Origin of the sequence: Pseudarthrobacter phenanthrenivorans, from assembly GCF_036455295.1 — a bacterium.
Lineage (GTDB): Bacteria > Actinomycetota > Actinomycetes > Actinomycetales > Micrococcaceae > Arthrobacter > Arthrobacter phenanthrenivorans_C.
Genome location: NZ_JAYXNX010000002.1, coordinates 228,958 through 255,343, shown reverse-complemented (window position 1 = coordinate 255,343; position 26,386 = coordinate 228,958). Strand labels below are relative to the sequence as shown.

Annotated in this window: 27 protein-coding genes and 1 pseudogene; 12 read left to right on the top strand and 16 right to left on the bottom strand. The window is 63.9% G+C overall.

Annotated elements, in window-relative coordinates:
* Nucleotides 1–102 precede the first annotated feature (102 nt).
* The 8 genes from VXJ37_RS03580 to VXJ37_RS03545 all read right to left on the bottom strand — a co-directional run bounded on the left by VXJ37_RS03580 (nucleotide 103) and on the right by VXJ37_RS03545 (nucleotide 7,812).
* Entirely contained in the window at nucleotides 103–714 is a 612-nt protein-coding gene (locus VXJ37_RS03580) for a class I SAM-dependent methyltransferase (protein ID WP_331321820.1), read from the bottom strand.
* Between the two features lie 165 nt (nucleotides 715–879).
* The gene (locus VXJ37_RS03575; RefSeq protein WP_331321680.1) at nucleotides 880–2,400 is read right to left on the bottom strand and encodes a glycoside hydrolase family 32 protein; all 1,521 of its coding nucleotides are present in this window, start codon (nucleotides 2,398–2,400) and stop codon (nucleotides 880–882) included.
* A gap of 2 nt (nucleotides 2,401–2,402) precedes the next feature.
* On the bottom strand, nucleotides 2,403–3,281 hold the full coding sequence (locus VXJ37_RS03570) for a carbohydrate ABC transporter permease (RefSeq protein WP_331321679.1): 879 nt from the start codon (nucleotides 3,279–3,281) through the stop codon (nucleotides 2,403–2,405).
* 1 nt (nucleotide 3,282) lies between these two features.
* Complete coding sequence (locus VXJ37_RS03565; RefSeq protein ID WP_331321678.1) at nucleotides 3,283–4,254, bottom strand: carbohydrate ABC transporter permease; 972 nt, start codon at nucleotides 4,252–4,254, stop codon at nucleotides 3,283–3,285.
* A 68-nt stretch (nucleotides 4,255–4,322) separates the two neighbouring features.
* Complete coding sequence (locus VXJ37_RS03560; protein ID WP_331321677.1) at nucleotides 4,323–5,615, bottom strand: ABC transporter substrate-binding protein; 1,293 nt, start codon at nucleotides 5,613–5,615, stop codon at nucleotides 4,323–4,325.
* Between the two features lie 128 nt (nucleotides 5,616–5,743).
* Nucleotides 5,744–6,766 (bottom strand): LacI family DNA-binding transcriptional regulator, encoded by a 1,023-nt coding sequence (locus VXJ37_RS03555; protein ID WP_331321676.1) that lies wholly within the window; start codon nucleotides 6,764–6,766, stop codon nucleotides 5,744–5,746.
* Between the two features lie 264 nt (nucleotides 6,767–7,030).
* Entirely contained in the window at nucleotides 7,031–7,468 is a 438-nt protein-coding gene (locus VXJ37_RS03550) for a chromate transporter (protein WP_331321675.1), read from the bottom strand.
* Nucleotides 7,465–7,812 carry a hypothetical protein gene (locus tag VXJ37_RS03545; RefSeq protein ID WP_331321674.1) on the bottom strand — a complete coding sequence of 116 codons (348 nt, stop codon included), beginning with the start codon at nucleotides 7,810–7,812 and terminating at the stop codon, nucleotides 7,465–7,467. The genes VXJ37_RS03550 and VXJ37_RS03545 overlap by 4 nt, the downstream gene beginning before the upstream one ends.
* On the opposite strand from VXJ37_RS03545, the gene VXJ37_RS03540 reads away from it, so the two are divergent.
* Together VXJ37_RS03540 and VXJ37_RS03535 are read left to right on the top strand one after the other, a co-directional pair.
* Nucleotides 7,804–8,238 (top strand): SRPBCC family protein, encoded by a 435-nt coding sequence (locus tag VXJ37_RS03540; RefSeq protein WP_331321673.1) that lies wholly within the window; start codon nucleotides 7,804–7,806, stop codon nucleotides 8,236–8,238. The genes VXJ37_RS03545 and VXJ37_RS03540 overlap by 9 nt on opposite strands.
* Before the next feature lie 394 nt (nucleotides 8,239–8,632).
* Nucleotides 8,633–9,529 carry an NAD-dependent epimerase/dehydratase family protein gene (locus VXJ37_RS03535; protein WP_331321672.1) on the top strand — a complete coding sequence of 299 codons (897 nt, stop codon included), beginning with the start codon at nucleotides 8,633–8,635 and terminating at the stop codon, nucleotides 9,527–9,529.
* A gap of 260 nt (nucleotides 9,530–9,789) precedes the next feature.
* On the opposite strand, the gene VXJ37_RS03530 is transcribed toward VXJ37_RS03535, so the two are convergent.
* Complete coding sequence (locus tag VXJ37_RS03530) at nucleotides 9,790–12,198, bottom strand: alpha/beta fold hydrolase (protein ID WP_331321671.1); 2,409 nt, start codon at nucleotides 12,196–12,198, stop codon at nucleotides 9,790–9,792.
* Between the two features lie 69 nt (nucleotides 12,199–12,267).
* Here VXJ37_RS03530 and VXJ37_RS03525 point away from each other — a divergent pair, with 69 nt between their 5' ends.
* A complete protein-coding gene (locus tag VXJ37_RS03525) occupies nucleotides 12,268–12,900 on the top strand; it encodes a TetR/AcrR family transcriptional regulator (RefSeq protein ID WP_331321670.1) in 633 nt (210 codons plus the stop codon).
* Nucleotides 12,901–12,924: 24 nt separating this feature from the next.
* Entirely contained in the window at nucleotides 12,925–13,779 is an 855-nt protein-coding gene (locus VXJ37_RS03520; protein WP_331321669.1) for a 3-hydroxyacyl-CoA dehydrogenase, read from the top strand.
* 198 nt (nucleotides 13,780–13,977) lie between these two features.
* Here VXJ37_RS03520 and VXJ37_RS21165 read toward each other — a convergent pair.
* The 6 genes and pseudogenes from VXJ37_RS21165 to VXJ37_RS03495 form a co-directional block, all read right to left on the bottom strand.
* Nucleotides 13,978–14,205 (bottom strand): annotated as a pseudogene (locus VXJ37_RS21165) (alcohol dehydrogenase catalytic domain-containing protein); the annotation flags it as partial.
* 48 nt (nucleotides 14,206–14,253) lie between these two features.
* Nucleotides 14,254–14,811, bottom strand: a complete 558-nt coding sequence (locus VXJ37_RS03515) for an NAD(P)H-dependent oxidoreductase (RefSeq protein ID WP_331321668.1) — start codon at nucleotides 14,809–14,811, stop codon at nucleotides 14,254–14,256.
* An 89-nt stretch (nucleotides 14,812–14,900) separates the two neighbouring features.
* On the bottom strand, nucleotides 14,901–15,734 hold the full coding sequence (locus VXJ37_RS03510) for an alpha/beta fold hydrolase (RefSeq protein WP_331321667.1): 834 nt from the start codon (nucleotides 15,732–15,734) through the stop codon (nucleotides 14,901–14,903).
* A gap of 138 nt (nucleotides 15,735–15,872) precedes the next feature.
* Nucleotides 15,873–16,175: a tautomerase family protein gene (locus tag VXJ37_RS03505; protein ID WP_331321666.1), complete on the bottom strand. Its 303-nt coding sequence runs from the start codon at nucleotides 16,173–16,175 to the stop codon at nucleotides 15,873–15,875.
* 125 nt (nucleotides 16,176–16,300) lie between these two features.
* Nucleotides 16,301–17,284 (bottom strand): GlxA family transcriptional regulator, encoded by a 984-nt coding sequence (locus VXJ37_RS03500; protein WP_331321665.1) that lies wholly within the window; start codon nucleotides 17,282–17,284, stop codon nucleotides 16,301–16,303.
* A gap of 111 nt (nucleotides 17,285–17,395) precedes the next feature.
* Nucleotides 17,396–18,022 carry an HD domain-containing protein gene (locus VXJ37_RS03495; protein WP_331321664.1) on the bottom strand — a complete coding sequence of 209 codons (627 nt, stop codon included), beginning with the start codon at nucleotides 18,020–18,022 and terminating at the stop codon, nucleotides 17,396–17,398.
* Between the two features lie 159 nt (nucleotides 18,023–18,181).
* Between VXJ37_RS03495 and VXJ37_RS03490 the strand changes: the two genes are divergently transcribed.
* The 8 genes from VXJ37_RS03490 to VXJ37_RS03455 all read left to right on the top strand — a co-directional run bounded on the left by VXJ37_RS03490 (nucleotide 18,182) and on the right by VXJ37_RS03455 (nucleotide 24,651).
* On the top strand, nucleotides 18,182–18,310 hold the full coding sequence (locus VXJ37_RS03490; protein WP_331321663.1) for a hypothetical protein: 129 nt from the start codon (nucleotides 18,182–18,184) through the stop codon (nucleotides 18,308–18,310).
* Nucleotides 18,311–18,343: 33 nt separating this feature from the next.
* A complete protein-coding gene (locus tag VXJ37_RS03485) occupies nucleotides 18,344–20,839 on the top strand; it encodes a sensor domain-containing protein (RefSeq protein WP_331321662.1) in 2,496 nt (831 codons plus the stop codon).
* A gap of 39 nt (nucleotides 20,840–20,878) precedes the next feature.
* Nucleotides 20,879–22,375, top strand: coding sequence for a DUF2254 domain-containing protein (locus tag VXJ37_RS03480; protein WP_331321661.1), 1,497 nt, complete (start codon nucleotides 20,879–20,881; stop codon nucleotides 22,373–22,375).
* 123 nt (nucleotides 22,376–22,498) lie between these two features.
* On the top strand, nucleotides 22,499–22,864 hold the full coding sequence (locus VXJ37_RS03475) for a hypothetical protein (protein WP_331321660.1): 366 nt from the start codon (nucleotides 22,499–22,501) through the stop codon (nucleotides 22,862–22,864).
* Nucleotides 22,865–22,998: 134 nt separating this feature from the next.
* The gene (locus VXJ37_RS03470) at nucleotides 22,999–23,331 is read left to right on the top strand and encodes a hypothetical protein (RefSeq protein ID WP_331321659.1); all 333 of its coding nucleotides are present in this window, start codon (nucleotides 22,999–23,001) and stop codon (nucleotides 23,329–23,331) included.
* Nucleotides 23,332–23,366: 35 nt separating this feature from the next.
* The gene (locus VXJ37_RS03465) at nucleotides 23,367–23,630 is read left to right on the top strand and encodes a hypothetical protein (RefSeq protein ID WP_331321658.1); all 264 of its coding nucleotides are present in this window, start codon (nucleotides 23,367–23,369) and stop codon (nucleotides 23,628–23,630) included.
* Nucleotides 23,627–24,064, top strand: coding sequence for a hypothetical protein (locus VXJ37_RS03460; protein WP_331321657.1), 438 nt, complete (start codon nucleotides 23,627–23,629; stop codon nucleotides 24,062–24,064). The genes VXJ37_RS03465 and VXJ37_RS03460 overlap by 4 nt, the downstream gene beginning before the upstream one ends.
* Before the next feature lie 206 nt (nucleotides 24,065–24,270).
* Entirely contained in the window at nucleotides 24,271–24,651 is a 381-nt protein-coding gene (locus VXJ37_RS03455; RefSeq protein WP_331321656.1) for a DUF7793 family protein, read from the top strand.
* A 46-nt stretch (nucleotides 24,652–24,697) separates the two neighbouring features.
* Here the strand turns inward: VXJ37_RS03455 and VXJ37_RS03450 are convergent, their stop codons facing one another.
* Nucleotides 24,698–26,359, bottom strand: a complete 1,662-nt coding sequence (locus tag VXJ37_RS03450) for a phosphodiester glycosidase family protein (RefSeq protein WP_331321655.1) — start codon at nucleotides 26,357–26,359, stop codon at nucleotides 24,698–24,700.
* Between the last annotated feature and the right edge of the window lie 27 nt (nucleotides 26,360–26,386).

The window sequence follows — 26,386 nt, the reverse complement described above, 5'->3', positions numbered from 1 at the left end:
GGAAGGCCGTTCCGGCCTTCCCCCCTTTTTGCGCTGGCACTCCTCGCCGGTGTTGGTGCGCGCCTGCCTGGGAGGTGCCGTCCCCGCTGCTGTCCTGGTGGCTCAGCTTGCGCGGATGAAAATGAAATTGGTGTTCCGCGTCGGCACGACTTCGGTCCGGGCGAAACCCGCGGCTGTGAGCATGTTGACGAGAGGCTCGGCCATTGCCGCCCCACGGCCGTGACCCAGGACCGAGAACAAGTGTCCCAGCGGCGAATGGCTCTCACGTGCGAAGTCCATGACCGCGAACCGGCCACCGGGTTTGAGCACGCGACGCACCTCGGCGATTCCCGCCCGTTTGAGGTCGGCGGGCAGGTGGTGCAGCACCAAGCTGCTTGTCACCAGGTCGAACGTCCCATCCGGGTATGGAATGTCTTCGATCAAGCCGACCTGAAAGTCGACGTTGCTGCCGGCCTTGGCAGCTTTCCGCCGCGCCAGCCCGATCATCTCCCGGGCGGCGTCGATGCCGCTGACGCGAATCGGACCAGGGCGAGCCGCCACAGCCAATGCCAATGTGCCAGTGCCACACCCGACATCGAGGACGGCTTCACCGGCCGCGGGCGCCGCCAGCTCCAGCAGTGTGCTGCGTCCGCCGGACATCTTCGTACCTAAGAGGTCGTAGAGCCTGGCATGACGGATGACTCGGCCGTCAGTGTGCGGACCGTGCTCTTTCATCCTGTCCACCGGGCCTCTCCTCGGTTCCCTGAGGCCATCGTAACCCCGGACCCCGGGGTTCGCCGGGGAGCTCCGGGACCCGTCAATGCGGTCGGTCTGTCTTGGCCGCGCAGCCCTAAAACTGAGCCGACCGGTGGCAAGGGCACCCACCCGCACCGCCAACCATTAGCGGACGACGACGTCGAGCGCCACGAGCTGCGCGCCGTCACCTTCAACGAAGACCGCCAGCGCAGTGGCCGCCGCTGAGGGGAACACCAGATCCGTCATGGTGGCGAGCCCGTCCTGGGCGAACACCTCTACGGAACAGCGGTCAAGGTAGATCCGGAGTCGCAGGCGGCCTTCCTGCTGTGGCACGGCGACGGATTCCGCGGAGGGGAAGGAGTCATGGAAACGCACGTCCCCCGAGTTCCGCCGGTCCAGCCGCAGGCTGCCTTCCGCCACGTCGTACCGGAGGGCGGTGTGCCCAGTGGCCCCGGCGCGAAGTATCAGTCCGACACTCTTGGCGCTACCAGGCCTAAACTCGGCGTCGATCCGCGCCACGGAGGCCGATGTCGGAAGCTCCATCGTCCCTGGTTCCAGTGCCTGTGCGCCGAGCCGGAGGCACCGCACTTCCATGCTGCCAAAAGGGTCGATGGCCTCCTGCCGGAGCACCACCTTCCCCTCCACACGGGTCAGTGAAACTTCGCGCGGCAACGACATGCCACTCCGCCAGTTTCCGGTGGGCGTCTGGTGGGCGTAGTCCCAGTTGTTCATCCAGCCGATCATGATCCGCCGGCCGTCAGGAACGTTGTTGAAGGACACTGCGGCATAGTAGTCCCGTCCCCAGTCCAGCCAGTCGTACTCACGCATCCTGCTGTCGTCCTGCTGGAGGCCCTCCGTGACGGTCGTTTCGGACCGGAACGCCACGCCGTCGAACGTTCCCAGGAAGTACTGACCTGCTGAGCCGCCGGCGACCCCGCCGGGGTTGATGTTGACGATGAGGACCCAGCGGCTGTCCTGCCGATTGCCGTCCACGGGCAGCTGGAACAGGTCCGGGCACTCCCAGACACCGCCCGTGGCGTTGGCGGGGCCAAAAGTGCTCAGAAACTCCCAGGCCTTGAGATCTGCTGACTTGTAGAGCACGACTTGGCGGTGCACGGCCTCGACGGCGACCATGACCCAGTAACTGCCGGCTTCGCCGTCGTACCAAAAGACTTTCGGGTCGCGGAAGTCCGCGGACGCGCGGTCCAGGACGGGATTGCCGTGGTATTTCGTCCAGGTCCTGCCTTCGTCCAGGCTGTAGGCGAGGGACTGCGCCTGGCGGCCCGCCAGCGGCGATGCTCCTTGGTACGCGCTGGTATAGATCGCCACCAGCGGCGGATCCGCTGTCGTCCCGAGCCCGCTGGTGTTGTGCTGGTCGAACACGGCCGAGCCGGAGAAGATGCCCTCGTCCTCTTCGCACCGGATGGCCACGGGCTGCTCTTCCCAGTGGATCAGGTCCGGTGAGGTTGCGTGGCCCCACGACATGTTGCCCCAGTCCGCGCTGAAGGGGTTGTGCTGGTAGAAAAGGTGGTAGGTGCCGTTCAGGTATACGAGCCCGTTGGGATCGTTGAGCCAGTTCCGTTCGGCGGTGTAGTGGTACGCGGGCCGGAACTGCTCCGTGGAGGAGATTGCGGGGTCACCGGCCGCCGTCGTCAATGAATTCATGCTCAGCCCTTCACGCCGCTGGAGGCGATGCTGTTGACGAAGGAACGCTGGAAGGCGATGAACAGCACCACCACCGGAACAGTGATGAGCGAAGCGTAGGCCATCACCTCGCCCCAGGACACGTTGAGCTGGAAGAAGTACTGGATGCCGATCATAACTGGCCGCAGCTCCTCGGACTGGACCACCATGAGCGGCCACAGGTAGGAGTTCCAGGCCGGCAGGAAGGTCAGGATGGCCACGGTGGCCGTTGCCGGGCCGGCCAGCGGCATAACCACCCGCCGGTAGATCTTGAACCAGCCGGCACCGTCGATGCGTGCGGCCTCGTCCAGTTCCTTGGGGATGGATTCGAAGTACTGATGGTAAAGGTAAATGGAGAAGGCGTTGGCGATGAAGGGGACAATCTGCACCTGGTAGGTGTCCAGCCAGCCCTTCGAGATTTCCAGGCTGAAGCCGTTCAGCTCGAAGTACGGGAGCTGGTTGACCCACCACACCAGTGGCAGGGCCAGGGTCTGGAACGGCACAATCAGGGTGGCCAGGATCGCCGTGAATACAATTCTTTTGCCGCGAACCTGCATGCGGGACAGGGCGAAGGCGCAGAGGCTGTTGACGAAGATCCCCAGGATGACGGTGACGGTGGAGACACCCACAGAGTTGAGCAGGAAGCGTGCGGCGGGGACGCGGTCGAAGACAGCGGCATAGTTATCGAAAGAGATGTTCCCTACCGGCAGGAACGCGGCAAACGAGGACATGTCGCCGAAGATCTGCTGGTCCGGCTTCAGCGAGGACACCAGCATGAAGACGATGGGAAACGCCGCAACGACGGCGAAGAGGACGCGCACCAGCATGGTGCCGGCGTTCTTGAGGAGCAGTTGGTTTTTCATGTCAGTCTTTCTCCCGGGTGAGGTGGCGCTGCACCGCGGAGACGATCAGTACAAGGACAAAGAACACCAGCGAGATGGCGGAGGCGTAGGAAGTTTCCTGCTGCCGGTAGCCGGACCGGACGGCCTCATAAACGATGGTGGTGGTGGAATCCATCGGGCCGCCCTGTGTCATGACGCTGATCTGGTCGAACAGGCCCAGAGCCTGGATGGTGATGGTGACGAGAACCAGGCTGCGGGTGTGGAAGAGCCCGGGCCAGGTGACGTACCGGAACTGCTGCCAGCGGCTGGTGCCGTCCAGCTGCGACGCTTCGTACAGCTCGCCCGAAATACCTTGCAGACCCGCCAGCCAGATGATCATGTGGAAGCCCGCCGCCTGCCAGATGGACAGGATGATGATGGCGGGCATGGCGGTATTGGGCTCACCCAGCCAGTCCGGGCCGTGGATCAGGCCGAAGCTGACGTTGGAGAGTATTTCATTGATCAGGCCATCCTTGCGGTACATGAACAGCCATAGCAGTGAGACCACCACCATGGAGGTGACCACCGGCAGGAAATACACCGTACGGAAGAAGTTCACGCCACGGAATTTCTTATTGATTAGCAGTGCCATCACCAGGGCGAGGCCGGACTGTACCGGGACGATGACAACGGTGAAATAGGCGACGTTGAGCAGTGCCCGGTAGAAGGTGGGGTCCGTAAAGAGCCGGGAGAAGTTGTCCGTTCCCACAAATTCGATGGGACGAGGTGAGATGAGCCGGGCATTCGTAAAGGCGAGTCCGAAGCCGAGGATGGCGGGGATGAAGACGAAAGCCAGCAGCAGCACTGCTGCCGGGGCGATCATGCCCCAGCCGCTGAGTTGCTCGCGGCGGAAGCCGGGGCGGCGCCGTGCGTTGCCTTTGGCGTACGACGGCGGCGGGCCGGCTTTCGAGGTGCCGGGGACTCGGGGACGGGTGGGGAGGGGAACAGTTGCCATGGGAATCTTCCGTTGATCGGGCGCAGGAGGCCTGCCGCGTGCGATGCAGCAGGCCTCTGCCGCTCCGGCTATTTCTTGTAGCCGCCGTTGGACTTGATGTTGGCGTCGATGGCCTTCACCGCCTTGTCCAGTGTGGACTTTGGCTCGGCGCCGTTCAGGATGTCCTGCGTGGCCTTGCCGAATTCAGTGGCGATGAAGGGGTACGCCGGCGTTTCGGGACGCATGACCGCGTACTTGCGGGAAAAGTCCATGAAGATCCGGTCGGCGCCGCCCTGGGCGAACGCCGGGATCTGGGCGGCTGCCTCCTCAGTCGCCGGAATGGCGCCGGTGGCCTTGGCCACGGCAGCGACGTTCTCCGGTTTCAGGGAATACGACAGGTAGTCCATGGCCGCCTGGGAATTGCCGCAGGCGCTGGTAACGCCCCACTGCCACGAGGCTCCGCCGATCTTGGGGCCCGTGCCGAGATCCACTGGTGGCATGACCACCAGATCCTCCCCGATGGCCGCCTTGGCCTTGTCCGCAGCCCATGACCCGGTGTAGATGATCGCGCTCTTGTTGTTCAGGAAGTCCTGGGTGGAGTCCTTCCCGCTCTTCTTTGCCATGAAGCCCTGGTCGGCCAGGCCATGGAACCAGTTGGCCCACTCCACCGCCTTGTCACCGTTCAGCTTGCCCTCGGCGCTCTGGAAGCCGTCCCTGTTCACCAAGTCGCCGCCGAAGGACTGCAGGAAAGGCGAGTAGGCGTATGGAAGCCATTCGCCTGTCCCGGCAGTTCCCAGGTCCAGAGGGTAATCCCACTTGCCCAGCGCCTTGAGTTTGGTGAGGGCATCCTGGAACTCTTCTTTGGTCCAAGGCTGCTCGATGGTGGCAACACGGACCCCGGCAGCCTTCAAGTCCGAGGCCCGGGCCATCATGGCCAGGGCGACGTCGTAGTAGCCGACCGCATAGGCCTTTCCATCCCATTTGGCCACGGTGCTGGGGAGCTGCTTGGAAAGGTCCGTGTTCAGTTCGAGGGGCTTCAGATATCCCGCCCAGGCCCAGTTGGGGACGTTGGGGCCGTCAATGTCAACGATGCAGGGCAGTTTCCCGGCCGCGGCCGCGGAGACCACCGAATCGTTGTAGGAGTCCTGCGGGAAGGCCTGGACCTTGATCTTCACCTTGTCCTGGCTGGCGTTGTAGGAGTCGACGATTTTCTGGACCGCGGCGAGTTCGTCCGGGTTGCCCGCATTGTGGGTCCACAGCGCAATTTCGTTGGATCCTTCCGTGGAGGAGGAGGCGCTGCCCTTGCCGCAGCCGGCGAGGGTGGCAGTGAGGGCGACGGCAGCTATGCTGGTCGCCAGGACCTTGGTGAGCTTCTTGTTCATGGGTCGGTCTTTCTTTTTTGGACAGAGGGGATTGATTCGGGTCCTGCCGGGAACGCGGCCGCTGCAACGGCTGCGTTCCCTCTTTTGGGGTGTGGGTAGCGTGACGGCTGGTTGGGCCGGTTCTACCTTCAGCCTTTGGGTGGGGCGACGGAGTACCGCTCCACGGGCGGGCAGGGTATCTTTTCATGCACCCGCGGGGCCGCGGGGTTCTCAAGCTCGTTGAGGAGTTTCAGGACAGCCCAGCGGCCCATCTCGTAGTGGGGGAGCGCGATGGTGGACAGTCCGGGCCAGAGCGCATCGGCAATGAGTTCCAGGTTGTCCACCCCCACAATCGAGACATCGCCAGGGATGTCCAGCCCAAGGTGCCCGGCCGCCTGGTATGCGCCCATGGCCATTTGGTCGTTGAAGCAGAACAGCGCCGTGGGGCGTTCGGGTGCGGTCAGGAGCCTCAGCGCAGCCTCGCGGCCCCCGGCCGTGCTCGGATGTTCTTCCGCGAGGCGGTGCGCCGGCAGCTCCAGTCCGTGTCGGGCCAGCGCGGCGCGGAAGCCGCCAAGACGTCCGTGTGCGGCGGGGATATCGTCCTCGTTGTTGATCATGGCGATCCGACGGTGGCCTGCCGCGACCAGCAGTTCGGCGGCGGACGCGCCGGCACCGGATTCATCCGGCACGACGGAGGACAAGCCTGCATTGTCGGACGTCGCATCCAGGACGATAGTGGGAATTGCACTGAGCTCTTCTGGAACGGACACCACCTGGTTGAACATCCTGGCGTAGATGACACCGTCCACCTGGTGCTGCTGCAGTGCGCGGATCTCCTGCCTCTCAAGTTCGTTGTCGAGGCCCGAGTTGACCACCATCAGCAGGTGCCCGTGTTCAGAGGCAGCGTCCTGGGCGCCTTGGATCATGGCGCCCGCAAAAGGGGTGGTGGTGATCTCGTCGCTGACCAGGCCAAGGATTTGGGAGCGCTGGTTGCGGAGGCCGCTGGCCAGCCGGTTGGGTGCGTAGCCGAGGTCACCGGCTACCGCTTTGATGTGCTCCACAGTCCGTGCATTGACCCGCGAGCTGTGCGCCTCACTCAGGGCATGCGACACAGTGGTTACTGAGACGCCCGCGGCTTTTGCCACGTCCCGGATGTTTACTTTGGTCGCCATCGACGCTGTTCCTTTGCAAAACGTTTTGTATGTTGCGTGCATCACTATATGCAAAACGTTTTGCAGGAGTCAAGGGATTGGCCGGAGCCTTTCGGAGGGGGCTGCAGGTTCGCCGCCGTTCCCTCCGGACAGGACATGGAAGGCCATGGTCCACGCACCAATAGGAATATCAATCAGAACGGAGTGAAAGTGAAACGGGTGGCGCAGGTACGTGCCGCTGAGGAGGCCGCGGGGGCGTGTCAGGTCGGCTATATGGGCTGCCGTTCAGTGGGGGAGATGGAGGATGAAGCCGAGGATCCCGGCGGCGATCACGACCGGGCCCGGGGTGGTCAGTCCCATCGCGACGGCATCGAGGAACTGGGCCTGGTTGAGCCAGTGGTGCTGGTCCACGACGCCTTCACGCAGCAACGCCACGATCGCCAGGCCCGAGCCGAAGACCAGGGCGCCGGTCTGAAGGAAGAACAGGCCCAGCGGCAGCAGCGCGGTTGCCCCCCTGTCCCGAGCGCCGCCGCCGGTCCGGCGGCAATGACCATGAGGAGGGCGGGGCCGATGAACGCGCCGGCGACGGCGAGGGCGCCCCAGGAGCCGCGTTGGAGGTAGCCGATTGCGCAGGAAGTAGAGCCGAAATTTCCGGAACGGAACATCCTCATGCGTGGCTGCAGGGGTGTCCCCGGCGCCGGCACCGTTTGTGCTGTCGCTCATTTGCTGGGTTCCATGACGCGCAGGACCGGGTGTCCGTCCACGTCCTGGAGGGGGAAGTACACGCGGTGGGTGGCCTGGTCGACGGCCACGGTGTGGGCGTCGTCGGCAAGCTTGCTCGACGCCTTCGGGACGAGAGTAAGGTTTTGTTCATCGAAGACGCTCACCACCCCGGACTTGGTGAAGCTTCCGACCTTGGTTCCGGTGGTATCGAGGAGTAGCAGGCGCCTGACCGGCATGCCTGAGGGCGGCGGGACGTACAGTATGGCAATCAGGAATACATCACCGGGCAGGTCCAAAAGAACCAGTACGGGACCACGGATATCCAAGGAACAGCCATGGCTCATGCCGAGAACGAGACCATCATCAGCCGCTCACCGGAGGACATCTACGCGTTCCTTGCGGACGGACTGAACAACCCCAAGTGGCGCTCCGGGATCCAGCACATTGCCCTGAAAAGCGGCAACCCCGGAGCGATGGGGGCCATCTACACCCAGACCCTTACCGGCCCAGGTGGCCGGCCCATCGCCGGCGACTACGTAATCACCGCGGCGGAGCCGGGAAAGCGCCTAGCCTTCCAGGTCGTGGCCGGCCCCGCCCGCCCCACGGGCGAATACCTAATCAGCGCAGCCCCCAACGGAACGACCCTCCGGTTCATCCTTGACCTTGAACCCAAAGGGCTCCTGAAACTCATGGGCCCGATGATCAACCGCAGCATGCAGACCGAAGCGGCCCAGCTGGCCACCCTCAAATCCGTTCTTGAATCCTCATAGCCCACCCAAGCGGCGTAAAGCCGGCAAGCCACCAGGAGAAATGTACATGCCGCCTCCGGGACGCGCTTCGCCCACGGTGGCGTTCCTGTCAGTCCATTTCGAGCGGACCGAGGTCGGGAGCTGTCCTATACCGCCAGGGATTTGAGGCGCCTGGGTTATGAGACACACGTGGACTGACTGTCCCGTATTAGGTTCCTCAACCGCACGTTCGTGAGAAGCTGGGCAAATGATTCTGGAGCACGCGGTCCTCCCCGTCTGCCGGCACTGGCTCAATCCGCGGTAGCGTCGGCTCCTGGGGCAGCCTAACCAATCCGCTACGACCCCCACACCGGTGGCCCGCTGGCCTCGAAGCGATGGCGTAGGCCGAATCTTTCGGCCAGGAATGGAGTTACAGATGTCTTCCTTCGGAACGGTGCGACAGGACTGGAAACCCGGAACGCTGTCTTCTGCCCAGACCGATTACGAGGGTCTTCGCGTGGTGATTTTTGGCGGTACCGGCGGTCTCGGCCGGGCCATCACCCAGTCCTTGCTGCGCAAAGGGGCCGAGGTCACCGTCGTGGGAAGGACGCTCAAGGACCCTCCTCACCCCAGGAGGTCATTTATCCCGGCAGACCTGTCGTCCTTGAACAGCTCCCGCCAGGTGGCCCGCAATTTGCCGGCCGAAACCTTCGACGCAGTCCTGCTCACCCACGGGATCTTTGCGGGACGCACCCGCGAAGTGACACCGGAAGGAGTAGAGAAAGATCTGGCCACGAGCGCTATGAGCCGGTGGGTCGTTGCCCAGGAACTGGCGCCACGGCTGGGCGAGGGAAGGCCTTCGCCTCGGCAAAAGCCGCGCCTTTTTGTCTGGGGGTTTCCCGGGGGCGAACGCGCGCTGGATCTCACAGATATTCAGTCGAGCCGCAACTACCGCTGGCAGACAGCCCACGGCAACACGGTCGTGTTCAACGAGGCTCTGGTCCACCAGGCTGCCGCTCGTTTTCCGGACATCAACGTGTTCGGTATGAATCCCGGCATCATCAAGACCAACATCATGGCCGGTGCCCTCGGACAAGCGACCTTGAAACTACGAGTACAGCAAACCCTCGTAGGTGTGCTCTTCCAGAGCGCGGAGGCCTACGCCGAAAAAGTTGTGCCACTCGTGGTCCATCCCGCCTTGGAAGACAGATCGGGGGCACTGTTCAATCGGCACGCCCAACCAATAGAACCCAACCCCTGGCTGATTTCCGACGACCACCTTGACCACGTAGTCGCAGCGGCGGAGTCTCTCTCAGCCCCAATCCTTCGTTAGTGCACGTATTCATTCGATGAGCGGTACCAGGAAGACCTGCCGCGTCAGCAGAGATTTCGCCGCAAGAGTCAGTGGATTAGACCCCCAGTCGAGGCCTCACACGTCAGCCGCGTAGTCAGCCAATTCGAAATCCCGGAAAGAGTCCATATGTACTAGCGGGTTGAGGGACGGCGTTGTAGAACCGACCTGACGTTCCTGCCAGCAAGGCGGTCCTCTATCGGTCCGACCGAGGTGCTGACCTGCGGCTTCGTGAAGCGCCCTTAGATGCTTGCCGCCTGACGGTCTGCGGAGACCCTCGTGAGGAAGTCCTCTACTACGGCCGCGAACTCGTCAGGCCGTTCTATCTGCGGCATGTGTCCGGTCCTGGCGAAGACGTGCGACTCGGCGCGGGGCAGCGCGGCGGCGGCCGCTTCAAGGTGGCTGAACGGCAGGATGTGGTCGTGGTCGCCCCACACCACCAGCGCCGGAACGTCGGACTTGGCGAGCGCCCCGATCAGAGCGGTGCGCCACTCGGCCCGGACGCCGGAGATCGTTCCCAGGTCGCGGGCGACGTCGAGCAGCGTCCGGCGGTGCGCATCCCGCAGCGACAGGGCGAGCGCGTGGCCGATTCGGTCCTCCGTGACCAGCGTTTTATCGTAAAAGAGCGACTGGACGGTCCGGCGTGATGCTTTCTCGTCGGGCCGCAGGAGCAGGGCCGCGAGCGGGCGGACCGCTAAGAGGCGAAGGACCAGTGCCACTTCCTTGCCGAATCCGGCGCTGTCGGCCAGCACGAGCGCGGAGACGCGGTCCGGATGGTCGGCGGCCAGCTTCATTGCCACGGCACCGCCGAGCGAGTTGCCCATCACGGGCAGCGGCCCGGAAACCCCGACGGCGTCCAGGAAGGCCGGCAGGATCCCGGCCAGCTTCACGAGCGTCGTCGTGCCGGCGAGCCGTTCGGAGTACGCGAAGCCGGGAAGGTCGACGCTGTAGACCGTGTGGCGGTCCGAGAGCCTCTCGTGCTGTTCGTTCCAGTCCTCGAGGCTCTGGCCGATGCCGTGCAGCAGCAGGACCGGGTCCCCGCTGCCGGTCTTCCGGTAGCGCAGGCGTGTCCCGGCGACGGTGACATGGCCCGTTCCCGGCAGCGCGAGGGGATCCCGGGCCGGGGCCGCGGGTTGCCGTACGGTTTCCCGCACCGGCTGCCCGCGCCGGCCGAACCGGACGTGGTCGGTCAGCCTGCCGGCCCGGAGCAGGGCGAAGTCGCGGAAGTAGTTCTGGTGCAGCCGCCACGGCGAGCTTGCGCCCTGCCGGGGCAGTTGGTCGGCCCCGCGGAAAATGTAGCCGGCCTTCAGGTCGATCAGTGAGGACAGCGTGCCGTTGGCGATGTCGGCGGGTGCCACTGGTACCACCCACTGGAGGTTCCGGCGGTCGAGCTGCTTGATCAGCCTGCAGATGTAGCCGGCCACCAGGTCCGCCTTCAGGGTCCAGGACGCGTTGGTGTAGCCGATGGTGAGGGCGAAGTTCGGGACCCCCTCCAGCATCATGCCCTTATAGGTGAGGGTTTTGCCGACGTCCACGGGCTCGCCGTCGACGGAGAGTTTCATGCCGCCGATCACCAGCAAGTTCAGTCCCGTGGCCGTGACAATGACGTCGGCGGGCAGCGATGTGCCGGAGGCCAGGTCAATTCCGTCCGGGGTGATCCGGGAGATCGTGTCGGTCACGATCTCGGCAGCGCCGGCAGTGATGGCCCGGTACAGGTCCCCGTTGGGGATCGCGCAGACCCGCTGGTCCCACGGCTGGTACGACGGGGCCAGGTGCGTGTCCACCGGGAAGCCGGCCGGTAGTTTGGCTACTGCCGACTTGCGCAGGATCGCCTTCATCGTCTCGGGCCGCCGTCGGCTGAGCTGGTAGGTGAACATGGAGAAGAGAATGTTCTTGGAGCGTACGACGTCGTACGCCAGTTGCGCGGGCAGCTTGCCCCGGAGTCGGTCGGCCAGGTGGTCCCGCGCGGGCACGGGGGCGATGTAGGTGGGGGAGCGCTGCAGCATCGTCACCTTGGCCGCCGACTTTGCCATGGACGGCACCAGCGTCACGGCCGTGGCGCCGCTGCCGATGACCACCACCTGCTTTCCCTCATAGTCGAGGTCGGCCGGCCAGTGCTGCGGGTGGACGATCGTTCCGGCAAAGGTGTCGGCCCCGTCGATGGCCGGGGTGAAGCCCTCGTCATAGCGGTAGTAGCCGGAACAGACGGACAGGAACGAGCAGGTGAAGGTGACCGGTTCGGGGGAGGAAGCGGTGTCGCCGGACCGGAACTCGCCGCCGGAGGTGCGGACCGCCGTCACGGTCCACAGTGCGGTTTCGCTTGACCATGCGGCGGAAATGACCCGGGTGTTCAGCCGGATCCGCGGCGCCAGGCCCTCGTCGGCGACCGTTGCCTCGATGTACTCGCGGATGGACCCGCCATCCGCGATCGCCTTGGCGCCGGCCCAGGGCCGGAAGGAGTAGCCGAGCGTGTACATGTCGCTGTCGGACCGGATCCCGGGGTACCGGAACAGGTCCCAGGTCCCCCCGACGGCGTTCCGAGACTCCAGTACGGTGAAGGTTTTTCCGGGTACCTCCAGCTTCAGCCGGCTGGCGAAACCCACGCCGCTCAGCCCCGCGCCGACAATCAACACATCTAGGTGCTCGCTCATGCCGCCAAGTTATCGACTTAATGTTGACATAGTCAACACTGTGTTGAGAGCCGGGGCTAGGATGGGCGCATGGCTCAAAGAGGAAGACGCATCGCGAGGGTTTCGGGGGATGAGCGGCAGGACGCAATCCTGGTCACCGCGGAGGCCCTCCTGGCCAGCCGTTCCTTTGACGACGTTTCCATCGAGGATCTGGCCCGGGGTGCCGGCATTTCGCGCCCCACGTTCTACTTTTACTTCCCCTCGAAAGATGCCGTGCTGCTGGCCCTGCTGGACCGGGTCATCACCGAGGTCGAGCACCGGGTGGGGCACCTGCCGCGCGATTTCGAGAGCGACCCCGCGGGTGCGTGGACCCGTTCCATCGGAATGTTCGTTGAGGTGTTTGTCTCGCACCGCGCTGTGTCGACCGCCGCCATCGGTGCGCGCGCCCGCAACGACGAGGTGCGCGGGTTGTGGTCCAGATCGATGCAGTCCTGGGTCGACTTCTCAAGCGACGTCATCCGTGCCGAACAGGCCCGCGGGGCCGCGCCGGCGGGCATCGACGCGCACGACCTCGCGGTAAGCCTGAACCTGATGAACGAACGGGTCATTACTGCTGCCCTCAACCGGGAGAGTCCCGCCATCGCGGAGACCGCCGCCCTGGACGTCCTGTCAACCATCTGGATCCGCAGTATTTACGGGTCCGACAACCCCGGCGGCCGCTAAGGCCCGCGCCAAAAGGAAACCATAATGCCCTCCATCAAGACGCTCACCGTGCTCGGCGCCGGAGTGCTCGGCTCACAGATCGCCTTCCAGGCCGCATTCCACGGATTCGCGGTCACCGCCTACGACGTCGACGAGGACGCGCTTGCCAAGGCGCGGGACCGTTTCACCCGCCTCGCCGCCATTTACCGGGCACAGGTAGCCGGCGCCTCCGAGGGCAAAACCGAAGCAGCCCTGGCAAACCTCCGCCTCACCGCAGACCTCGGGGACGCCGTCGTCGACGCGGACCTCGTGATCGAAGCCGTTCCCGAACTGCTGGAACTCAAACGCGACGTCTACCGCAAGCTCGCGGAGCTGGCGCCGGCCGAGGCCATCTTCGCGACCAACTCGTCGACCCTGCTGCCCAGTGACCTGAAAGACTTCACCCGACGCCCGGACCGCTTCCTCGCGCTCCATTACGCCAACAACATCTGGGCGCAGAACGTCGCCGAGGTCATGGGCACCGCGGAGACGGACCCGGCGGTGTACGCCGCTGTCGTCGACTTTGCCCGGTACAGCGGACTGGAACCGATCGAGATCAAGAAGGAGAAGGCCGGCTACGTCCTGAACTCGCTGCTGGTTCCCCTGCTGAACGCGGCTGCCGGCCTGCTCCTGCAGGGCGTCGCCGACCCGCACACCATTGACAAGACCTGGCGCATCGCCACGGGCGCCCCGAGCGGACCGTTCCAGATCTACGACGTCGTCGGCCTCACCACCGTGTACAACATCGCATCGGCCTCGCCGGATGCCGGTTCCCAGGCGTTCGCCCAGTACCTGAAGGAGCACTACATCGACCAGGGCAAGCTGGGCGTCGCCTCGGGGGAGGGCTTCTACAAGTACTGAGCCGCGGACCTTTAGTGCTGCTGCACTACTCTGCCTCGCCTCCATCGCGCTGGATGTCAGCCACGAGGGTCCGCAGTGAATCCTCACGCCGCGCGCCGAGGAACACCCTGTGCCCCCGGGCATTTGATACTCATTCACTTGGGGAGCTTTAGCCTTGTCCCTGGTGCGAACGGTACCAACCACCCGGCTGGCTCCGGTAACCCCTTCCCCGAGGGCGCGGACCGTCCCGGTGACTTCGAGTCCCGGTACATAGGAGGGCTTGGGGACGTAGTCGAGGTCGGGAAATGTTCCTCGGCGGATGATGGCATCGATGAGGCCGACGGCTGCGTATTGGACGTCAATCGTTATTTCCCCCGTGGCCGGCTCGGGGCCGGGAAGGGGGACTTCCTGAATGACTTCGGGGCCGCCGTAGGCGGTGGTCGACATGCTTTTCCTTGTGGTTGTCCTATTGGTGTTGGTTCTCGCCGGCATTGCTTAGACGCGCTCTGGCACGGTGTGGAACGACAGCAGGTTCCTGTAGTCCTGCGCCAGGTCCGCCAGCTGTTCGTCCGTCAGGTCCCGTACCCCGTGCAGGATGAAGGGGCTCAGCCATTGCATGCCGAGCCGGCGGGCTGTGGCCTGCAGCGGGATGAGGATGTCGTTGTAGTCCCATCCGTGGAAGCCGTCGGGAGAGTAAGCCTCTCCGGCGCCGCCGGTGCTGGTGGCAACCCGGAGTGTCTTGCCTGCAAGGGCTCCGGGTGCCCCGGTGCCGTAGGCCCAGCCGCGGACAAGCACCTCGTCGAGCCAGGTTTTGAGGAATGCCGGAGGGGCGTACCAGTGGGTTGGGTATTGCAGGACGATGTTCTCGGCCGCTTCCACCGCGGCCCTCTCGGCGGCGAGGTCGATGTGGCCGTCGGGGTACAGGCGTCTCAGGTCGTGCACCGTCAGATCCGGTGCATCCCCGAGCGCGGTTGCCAAGGCCCTGTTGATACGGGAAGTGGAAAGGTCTGGATGGTCCAGGAGGACCAGCGTCTTGTGATGTATAGGTTTCATGGTCGTGGTTCCATTTCATTGAGGGGAAGCCGCTGCAGGGTGTGGACAGTGTCGGTTCCACACCCTCCTGTCGGGTGGCAGGGCCTGGGTTACTTGTTCAGGAAGCGGAGCAGGATTTCGTTGATCTCGCCACTGTGGGTCCAGAGCATGCCGTGCGGGGCGCCTTCGATCTCCACGTACTCAGCGGTGGGAAGACGCTTGGTGAACTCCCGGCCTGTTGCGCCTATTGGGAGGATTCGGTCCTCCGTTCCGTGGACAATCAGGGCCGGGACGGTGATGTTCCCGACGTCGGCACGGAAGTCCGTCAGCCATGAGTCGACAACGGCGAACGAGGCGTACCAGGAGGAGCCGGCCGCAACGTTCCATGCGCTGCGCAGGGCTTCCTCGCTGAGTCGGTTTCCAAGGAAGGTGTCGGTGTTGAAGAAATCCTCGTAGAAACCGGGCAACCAGGCGTAGCGGTCCTCGATGGCGGCGTTGCGGATGCCGTCGAACACTGAGGAAGGAACGCCGGTGGCGTTGTCCTCGGTTTGCAGGAGGAATGGTTCGAGGGAAGCAAGAAACGCTGCCTTGGCTATCCGTGCCTCGCCGTAGGTGCCGATGTACCGTCCCACTTCGCCGGTGCCCATCGAGAAGCCAACCAGGACGACCTCCTGCAGCTCCAGGGTTTCGAGGACAGTGTTGAGGTCTGCTGCGAAGGTGTCGTAGTCGTAGCCGGCAGTCGGTTTGCTTGACTTGCCGAAACCCCGGCGGTCGTAAGTGATGACGCGGTAGCCGGCGTTCAGGAGGGCTGAGCTTTGCTTCTCCCATGACCCGCCATCCAGCGGGTAGCCATGGATCAGAACAACCGGCTGCCCCGTGCCGTGGTCCTCATAATAAAGCTCGACGTCCGTGCTGTTTTCCGTAGCGACTTTGATGAAAGCCATAATTCTGTTCTTTTCTTGAGGGGAGAACGAGCGGTGGTTCTCCAGCTGTCTGCAGATCGAAGTGCGATGTGGGGACTGGTGTCAGGTTTGATGAGGGCGCACTGCCGGAGAAAAAGCGTCACCGAACCTGCAGGCCGGTTACTTGTCCCGAAGGGGTGCTTTTTCGGCCAGCTCGGTCCGGGTCACTGGATGGCCATCGATGGACTCGTAGAGGCTCTTGGAACGGGCCAGGCCGTCCATCAGGCTGGCTGGTCCCCGGAAGGGAAGGCCGCCAATGTGCCAACCGTCAGTGTGCAGTTCTTCGATGAGGACCCAAACGACCTCACGGAAAGCTTCGGATCCTTCAAACTGAACCATGACGTCGGTCAGCGCCGCGGCCATCTGGTGCTTTTCGTCTTCGGTGAAGACCCCGTCGACGAGCTTGACGTTTACGAAGGGCATTGCCTTCTCCTTTTGTCTGTGGGTTCTCGGGATTGCCCCGGATACGTCAAGCATCGTCCCTGGAAAGAATCAGGGGACCCGCTGATTCCGTCAGGAAACCCACAAATAGCGTCAGGGTAAGAACATCACGCGGGGAGGTGGCCGCCGTCGCCGTGGCGCAGCATGAGTCGCTCGAGATATAGGGAGGGACTCATTCCGACTTTCTGCGTGAATACGCGCCTCAGTGTCTCTGCACTTCCGAATCCGGTTGCGGCTGCCGTGGCTGCAACAGTGGCTCCGCGTTGAAGCATTGCCTGCGCGGCTTCGATCCGCACCTTTTCGACATACCGGGCCGGGCTGGTCCGGGTTGCCTCTTGGAACCTACGGGCCACGCTGCTGGCACTGAGATTTGTCATGGCGGCCATGGCATCGATCGAGTAATCGGCCGCTGGCTCAGCCGTGATCCGGTCCAAAAGTTCCCTCAGGACGTGGTCCCGGGATGTGCTCGCACCGACGGCAACCGAACGCTGTGATTGCCCGCCGGGCCGTTGGTTGAATATGACCATTTGCCGAACGACGGCGCGGGCTACTTCCGCACCATGGTCGTCCTCAACCATGAATAACGCCAGGTCCACGCCGGAACTGATGCCAGCGGAAGTGATGATCGGTTCATCCTGGACAAACAACGCATCGGGGACAACGTTAACCAGGGGATATGACCTTCTGAACCGCTCGACCTGGGTCCAGTGGGTTGTCGCGTTCCGGTAGTTCAACAAACCCGCGTGCGCCAGGAGAAAAGCACCAGTGCAAACGGATGCAATCCTTTTGGCGTCGTTCGTCAGCTGGGCAACGGCGTCGACCAGTTCCTGCTCGAAAGGCTTGGCCACCATGCCGTAGGCCCCCGGAACGAGCACCGTGTCCAGGGCGCCTGCACGCGCCGCGCTCGTTTCCACCATCAGATAGTGGCCGTTTGCAGCCCGTTTTGCTTGGCCGTCCGCTGAAACCATAACCGTCTTATAGTCGGCGCCAAAGGCATTGGCATGATGGAATACGTCAGCGGGCCCGGCGACGTCCATCATCGTGATGTTGTCGTGGACCAGGAATCCGATGATCCTGCCACGTTCACTCACTTCTCACCGCAGTCCTCGCATCCGGCGCTGCACACGCCTCCAAACACTCGGTTGGGCACCTTTCCCATCTTGAATGCTGACACGATAAGTTCGCAACGGCTCGACCAGAGGCTAGAAAGCAGGATTAATCCCTTGGCCGCGGCTTGTGTGCAGGTGAGCCTGAAGCAGGCCACCAGGCCAGGAGGATGGAGGTGCCTTCTCGGGGTTGCGCAGTGCCTGTTCAACGACTGTCTGGCCCAGGCACTGCTCGATCATCAGCCGGGGATACATCCCTTCGACCCCCGAACGGTGCTTGTCCGCGCGAGGCAGCAGGGTGACGTCCCCGAAGTCGGCCCGAACGCCGAGGCGGAGGTACCTTGCCACGGGTCCCCGGCGTTCAGCGATCTGAGGTGAGGTGTGTAGCGCAATCGCTTCCCAGACCGAGTCAACCCGGGCGGCTTCCCATCCGTGTGTGGTCAGGAACGCAGCGGCCGCGTCTGCACCTTCGACTTCAAACCGCTGGGGGCCGTCATACTCATCAGCGGTCCCGGCATCGTGGAAAAGGGAAGCGATCCGCAGAGCTGCCACATCAACAGCGCAGTCCTCGTTTGCAGCGATGGCTCGGGCATACTCGAACACCCGGGCGCTGTGGTTGAAGATGGGCGGCTGCAAGAGCTGACCCAACAAATCCCCGGCAGCAGCAAGTAGGGCGTCCTCGGTATTTATGGGAGTGGACCCTCTTGTGCCTGAGTTCGTCATGTATCTTCCTTTCGTGGCTGCGGGGTCGGCGTTTCACTCATCATCATGGACTTCCCAAACCAAACAGTCTGAAGATCGTCGGACACTTCGGCCAGCGGGGTCCAGGCACTGGAGATCGTCAGGCCTGTTCTTTCGGCCTTCTCTGGGAAGATCACTCACATGGGAGCGACCGGATCCGGTCGAACCGGCAAGGTCATCAACAATGCTCTCCTCATGATGAACCAGAAGAACGTCCAAGACATCCTGGCAGCATGGCTCAGTCTGGACATCGACCCGGACGGTGGTTGAGTGTTTATGGGGCCCCAGTTGGGGAAGGTTGGCATGAGCACATGTACCATCCTTTTAGACGAGCACCTGGAGGACCGTATGGCGGCGGAGCATCAGGATGACCTGCTGACGCAGTCGCTGCTGCTTGATGAGATCGGCCAGTCCGTGATCGGGATGGATAGAACCTGGCGGGTGACGTATTGGAATCGTGCTTCGGAACGGTTGTATGGGTACGCAGCGTCCGAGGCCTTGGGGAGGACGCCTCTTGACCTTGGCATTGTCGGTGATTTCCGCGCGTCCGGTTCAGCTCCCACAGGGGAGGAGATCGCGGCGCGGATTGCCGGCGGCCAGGACTGGTCAGGCGAATTGTGGATGTGTGATCGTGCCGGACGGGAATTCCCGGTCCATGCGACACTGAGCCCGATCAGGGGGCGGCACACCGTGGCGGTGGACATGGTGGCGATTTCCAAGGACATCACCGACCGGAAAAACCAGGAGGCCATCCTGCGCCGGTTGTCGGCCATGGTTGAATCCTCGGGAGATGCCATCATCGGGGCTGACATGGACGGGAAGATCAGCACCTGGAACGCTGGCGCGGTCAGAATGTTCGGATGGAGCCGGTCCGAAGCCATCGGGCGGACCCATGAGCTGTTGACTACCGGGAACGTGGCAGATCTGAACAGTCGTGTCGCTGATCGGGTCCGCGGCGGGACCTTCGTTCCCGGGGTCGAGGCGAGCTGGCGGCGCAAGGACGGGTCCGTCATCGACGTGGAACTGACAATATCCCCGGTCTACGGTCAAGACGGGAAACTCGTCGGGGCCTCCGTGATTGCCAGGGACATCACGGAAATCCGCCGGCTGCGGTCCGAAGCCGAGGCTGAGCGCCGCAGGTTATTGGCGGCCCAGGAAATGGCGCAAGTCGGCAGCGTCGAATACTCGATCGCAACTGGCCAGAGCTGGCATTCGCAGGAGTTCGCCCGAATAGTTGGCCTGAAGCCTGAGGAGTCTCTATCCAGGGAATGGATGCTGGAACGGACCCATCCCGAGGACCGTGACCAGGTCCGCCAGGTATGGCAGAGACTCCTGGCGGGCTCGGACTTCGCTGACGTTGAATATCGGTTCCTTCCGACAGACGGCGGCCAACGATGGCTGCATTCACGGATCCGAAGGGTGGACGACCACGGCGGTGAACCCCTTCAATTCCTCGACACGCTGCTGGATGTCACCGACCGCAAAAACGCAGAACAGGTCCTCGAGTGGCAGGCTCGCCACGACGCCCTGACCGGGCTGCCAAACCGTTACCTGATCACCGAGGTGCTCCAGGGCTACCTGGAGGAAGGCTGCCGCCCAGCGGTCATGTTCATCGACATTGACCGATTCAAGCTGGTCAACGACGGCATAGGCCATGGCGGCGGGGACAGAATCCTGATGCTCCTGAGCGAACGCCTGATGAAGGCAGTCAGGGCAGGTGACACGGTGGGCCGCTTCGGCGGCGATGAATTCATTGTTGTCTGCCAGGACATGGGTTCCCGTGCCGCCAAGGTGTTGGCCGGACGTATCCGGGAAAGTATCAAGGCCCCGTTCGAAGTCGAAGAGCGGCAGATATTCCTGAATGTCAGTGTCGGCATCTCCCTGGCCGGTCCCGAAGACACTGCCCAGTCCCTGCTCGGCGGCGCCGACACTGCAATGTACCGGGCTAAATCCACTGGCGGGGACTCCGCCGTTCTCTACCACTCGAGAATGACCAAACGGGCCAGTGGACGACTGGACCTGGAATCGGACCTGCAGTTGGCCCTGGAGCGGAATGAACTGAGCCTGCATTACCAACCCATCATCGACCTGGACACCGAGGCCCCGCTTGGTTTCGAAGCGCTCCTGCGCTGGCAGCACCCAGAACACGGTCCAATACACCCGGAAACGTTCATCCCGGTCGCCGAAGAGACAGGCCTCATCGTCCCAATCGGCACCTGGGTCCTTCAGCAAACACTTGCCCAAGTACAGCAGTGGCGTCTCCACGTGCAGGGGGCAGCAGACCTCTCCGCTGCGGTGAACATCTCGGGCCGCCAACTGGTCGCCAGAGATTTCCCCGACATCGTCGAGGCGGCAATCATGGCCTCCGGCATGGATCCCGGATCCGTGCACTTGGAGGTCACGGAAACAATACTCATGAACGAACCCGATCTGCCCAGGGAAACCCTGAAGCGACTTTCCCGGCTCGGCGTATGCCTGTCCATCGACGACTTTGGCACTGGCTACTCCTCGCTGAGCTATCTCAAATGGCTCTCCGCGAAAACCTTGAAGATCGACCGGACCTTTATCCGGGACCTCGGAAACGATCCGCACGGGGGCACCGTCATCGAACTTGTCCTCGGGATGGCTAAAAGCCTCAGGCTCGACGTCATCGCCGAAGGCGTCGAAACCATCATCCAGCTCAAGGAACTCCGACAGTTGGGCGTCACCCGCGCCCAAGGCTATCTATGGAGCAAACCGATCCCCGCAGAGCGCGTCCCCGAATGGTTGAACGCCCAGGTACCGAAACCGGCAGCCTGAACAAGCCGCAACGCAGGCCTCGGATGACGATAATTCCGGATGGTGAACGGACACTCCGCATGGGTGGGCTCGGGCCTGGGCGGTCGGGAGCCGATGGGGTCGGGTCCGGCATCAGGATACAGCGTGAGGGCCACGGGCTGTGGTGGACCGGACCCAGCGCGGCGCCCCTTGACGACGGAGGACCGTCGGCAGAGAGTGGCACATGTGAAGCGTGAGGCTCTTCGTGAGTATCTGGCGAGTGCACTGTGGGCGATGCCGACATGCGCCGTCGTACTCGCGCTCATTGCAGGGGCGAGCCTTTCTGCCGTGCAAATCGACAAGACGTCGCCCCTTGCCGTCCTCCTCTTCCAGGGGACATCCGACGATGCGCGGAACCTCCTCGTGAGCATCGCCAGTACGATGGTCACGGTCATCGCCCTCGTCCTGGGACTTACCGTGGTGGCCCTGCAGCTCGCGTCGACGCAGTTCAGCCCTCGGCTCCTGCGGAATTTCCTCCGCGACATCCCCAACCAGCTGACCCTGAGCGCCTTCGTCGCGACCTTCGCGTACAGCACGGCGGGGCTGTACACGGTCGGCATCGCAGCCGGCCAACGCATCGAGGAGTATCCGCGCCTCGCCGTAAGCGGTGCGCTGATGCTGCTGTTCGTGAGCACGGTGATGCTCGTGTTCTTCGTCCACCATCTATCGCATTCGATCCAGGTGGACCAGGTTATGAAGGGCGTCGAGACGGCGACGCTGAAAGTGATCGAGAGGTCATTCGTCCCCGGCGACCTTGCCATCCCCCTGCCTGACGTGCCGCAAGGCGCCACCGCCTTGCCGGCACCGGCATCGGGCTACATCCAGGCCTTCCATGTCGGGCCATTCGTCGGTGCACTCGCGAAGCGCGATCTCAAGGCACTGATGGTGCCCATGGTGGGCCGGCACGTGGTTGCCGGAGCACCCATCGCCTGGGTGTGGAACGTCCCTGACGCCGGAGGGAGACCGTTTGCACCCGACGCCTCCGCCGAGCTTCGCCGTGCACTCACGCAGAGTGTACGGATCGGCTACGAACGGACACTGGAGCAGGACGTTGCGTTCGGGATCCGACAGCTCGCGGACGTCGCTTCCAAGGCGCTCTCGCCTGCTATTAACGACCCCTACACGGCGAACCAGGCAGTCGACCATCTGGGCACGATCCTCGCGGCGCTTACACTCCGGCAGCACGGTCCGCGAGCAGTGACAGACGCCCACGGCACGGTCCGGCTCCACATCCCGGCCCGCGACTTCGCCTATCTCGTCGATCTGGCCCTCGGACAGGTGCGGCGTTACGGATCGAATGAACCCCGCGTCGTCCGGGCCTTGCTTCGGGTGTGCCGCGATCTCGCCTGGTTCGGAGAGAGCGCGCACCGCGCCGTCGTGCGGCAGTATGTCGAGACCCTTATGAACGACGTAACGCGGCTCGTAGCGCAGCCAGCCGATCGCGACCCCCTGCTGGAAGAGGGCGCAGCCGTCCTTGACCTCTTCAACACGAGGGACAGCACGCCGGGCACCTCCTAACTCCATCAGAGGTGTCCTGCAGCGCGTTCTTCGGGCCCAAGGCCCCTGTTTGGACGTCTTGCTTGCCGCCTACCATCATCTCGGGGGAGCCGGGGGATCGGCTCCAGCAGCGACAAGACGACCATGTTCGACGTCGTTGTCATCAGCACAGGCTCCTCGATCAAGCAGCCCCGCCCCTTCGACGCCAGGGCTGCCGCGCTGGCGGACTGCAGAACCATCCAGGCGAACGTCCAGGGCCAAGGCGCGGCCGCCTGGTCGTCGGTTACGCCGATCACGACGGGGATCGACGCGGACTCCGGGTACGCCTTCAAATACTCCCTGGGGGACGGCCAATTCCACTGGTACGTCCGCCTCGGAGCCAGAAGAGGCAATCTCAGCATCGAGGTGAACACTTTCGTCGGGCGGGGCCTGGCAGACGGGAGCGTGCAGTCGGCCACCGACATCGCCGCCGCAATCATTACCCAGACGTTCGCCAGGGCGGGCGACTAGTAGTTGTGCTAACCCGCATGTGGTCCCTGCGAGCCGGGCCAGCCGGGATCTTCTTCTCTGGGGCCCGCCATCCCAGCTACCTAGCGCCGGAGTACGAAGACGGGAGACTGTCCACGTTGAGGGAGGTTAGAGCAGTGGCCACGCTGACAGTCAGCGCGTCGTCGCGCAGGTCCACCGTAGGCAAGCCCATCGAGAAATTGATGGTTAAGGAACACCAGCCCTGCGTGGAGGCGATGCTCGCCGAGCTCAAGACACAATGTGTGCACGGGCGTACCGTTTTTCCTATGGCAAGCAACGCTGCACGCACCAGGAAGGAGGGTTCCAAGTCCTACATAGTGCGCTGGCGGGACCCGAAGACCCGCGCGTCGCAGGGCCTTACCGTCACTACTCTCACAGAGGCAGAGACCCTCCAACGGTTGTTGGACGCCATTGGCCAATCCTTCCAAGTCGCGTCTTCGGGCCGCTGATGGCCATGATGTTCATTTCCTTCTACACATCCAGCATGGTCATCTCCAACCTGGGTGCCCTCATGGTGCAGACATGCGCCTACTTCCCACTTACCGCCCTGCTCTGCCACGCCTTCGGCACCCTCAGCCCGGTGGAGACCGGGATTGTCATCGTCGAGCTCTTCATCGTGGGCGCCGTCATCCTGCGCCTGGCCGTCCACGTGTTCCGGTATGGTTCCATCGAATACGGATTCAAGCTCGGCATCGCCGGCACTTTCCGCCGCAGCGAACCCGGCCACATAAACGGGGGCCGGCAGTGACCAACTCACCCGAAGATGAGATGCTGGACCGCTACGGTCTGCTCCGAAGGGGTGTGATTCTCACCGGCCGGGCGCTCTTCAAAGGCTGGGCGATCACCACCACCTTGTGGCTCATCGGCCTGTACGCCGTCCTCGCGGCAACCTCTGAGGGGTTTTGGTTCAACCTGGTCCTGATGGTGCTGCTTTACGGGTACGGCGTCTCCTTCATTATTGGCCTGCCCGTGGGCTGGATCCTGGGCCGCCTGCTGCGCCCCGTGCGGAACCAATGGATCCATGTGGCCGCGTTCTTCATCGTCCCGGCCCTGGCGTTCTGGGCCCTCGGATCCCTGTTTGGCTTTGGCTGGACCTTGGAATCCCTGGGCCTCTGGGCGACGGTGGGGGTGGCCGCCGCCGCCGGGCGCTTGGCCATCTGGAAGGACGTGGTCGTGCGTTGAGGGCTGACTTTCCAAGAAGCTGGCTGTCGTGTTCTCCTTGCGTTTGTGGCAGCTGGTCACAGTGCTGTGCGTGCTGGGCATGAACTCCGGGAAGGGTCGTTCCTCCCTGCCAGGCACGGTTGCACCATGGCGGGAGTGTCTTGCAGAAGGGGCGATGCCGGTCGGCTACGGTCGAATCTGGACGTTGTCACGGCAGGGGGGACGGCATGAGCACGGTGGACATCAAAGGCAAGGGCACATTGGAGTTGTCCGGCGGAGTTCTGTACCTGCGGTGGAAGCAAGGGGCGTACATCGGCATCGACGTAGCCCGCGCCGCGCTTGAAGCCATCTCCACCCTGGCCCACGGACGCAGGCTGCCGATGCTGGTCGAAATAGGGGGCGTCACCCACTCTGCGGCCGCCAGGACACTCTTCCCCGATGCCTCCTGCATCTCCCGGATGGCGCTTCTAGGCTCATCGCCCTTGGACCGTGTCATCGCCATGTTCCGCCTGCCCGGGCTACCCGTCGGTTTCCCAATCAGGTACTTCACGTCGTCGGACAAGGCCATGGCGTGGCTGCTTGAAGACCCAGGGCACGCGCAGGAGTAGCAGGAGCGGACACGAAGATTTTCGCCGGACCTTGGGCCCGTTCCTGCTACGGCTTGCGGCCGGGCAGTAGCAGGAGGGCGTCACCGATGGGGCGTTCGCCGGTGGGGTCGGAGGGGGAGTTCGTGACCTGGCCGCTCTGGACCATGGTGGTGGATCCGCCGCCGTCCAGGTTCATCGCGTTGACCATGCCGAGCGACTTGGCCACGTGCGCTTCTTCATTCAGGCTCAGCCCCAGGGAGGTGGTTTGGCGGCCGTCGGCGGTGACGAGCAGGGTGCGGCCCTGTGCGTCGACGCCGGCGAAGGTGCGGGGATTGCGCTTGTGGACCCAGCCGTAGAAGAAGCTGTTGCTGTCGTTGCTGCGGACCATGCCGTCGCGCTTGGCCGTCACGTCCAGCTGCCCGTTCTGGACCAGGGTCGGGCCGCCGTTGACGACGTCAGTGGTCGGCGTCGTCGTCAGGATCTTGCCATCTTCGGTGAGCAGGTCCGTGTCGACCTTCAGCTTCTTGCCCGGGATCGCCAGGGCGGCGAGCTTGTCGGCGTCCGTTCCGATGGCCTGCAGGCTCTGGGCGCCGGCGGGCAAGGCGGTGCCTCGGGCGTGGTTGACCGCGGTGACGGTTCCCTGTGCGTCCAGGACGACTTCGAGTCCGGGGCCGGTCGGGGTGGTGGGGCCAAAGTCGGGGGTGAAGTAGACGATTTCGTTGGCGTCCGTGCAGGTGAAGTCGTGCAGCGGCAGGTTGGTCGGGGTGTCGTTGGTGCCGCCGCAGTTGCGGATGAGCCCTGGCACGCGGTCAATCCCGTCCAGGGGGAGGTCTGCCGAGCCCGGCGCGGCGACGGTGCCGTGCCAGTGCAGGCGCTTGATGGAGGTGCTGTTCTTGTCCAGGACCAGGGAGGGGCGGTCGCCGACGGGCTCGCTAAGGACTTTGCCGTCGTGTACTGCCGTCCCAGCTGGGTCTCCGGGAGCGCCTGCTGCAGGGTCCATGGTGAAGAACCCGCCGTTCACGGCTGCCAGCGCCCCGGCGGCAGCCGAGAGCTGGCTTGTCGTTTCGCGGTCTTCGAGGTTGGGCCCGAAGGAGGACGTGAGGTCCCCGTGGAATTCCTTCGGGTCAATGGTGAGGACCTGCAGGTTCCAGGGGCCGCGGTCGTTCTTACTGGAACCGGCGTCGCCGTCCCAACCGGTGTAGATCACCGAAGCTTTGTAGCCGGCGGCCTTGATCTGATCGATCGTGGCAGAGCCGTCAGCCTTGGAGCCGAACTGGCCCACGCGCACCCGATAGCCGAGGTCCCCGCCGGCGTCGGCCAGCTGGGGTGACTGGACGTGCTCCACCCGGGCGGTGAGGCCGGCGTCGTTGAGCTTGTCGGCGACTTTCTGGGCCTGCGCTTGGGTAGACAGCGCGGAGGCCGGGGCGTCGGGGTCCGGCGAGGTTGACGGGACCGCGGCTTCGGCAGTCCAGAAGAAGTCCTGGTTAGGGGTGCCGCGGGTGATCGTGGTCCGGGTCAGGCCCGGGGCCAGGGTAGTCACCTTCCGTGTCTCGGGGAGGTCCTGCGCTCCGAGATCCAGATGGGAGGACTGTGGCGCGGCAGCCTGCTGGTCGGGTGCGGGAGCTGTGGGCGCCGCGGTGGAAACGCCAGCGGGGGTGAGGAAGGCGAAGGGCAGGGACACGGCCAGCGCGGTGATAACCGAGCGGCGGGGACGAAAATAGGAGGTCATGGTTACCGACGCTAAGGCCCGACGAAG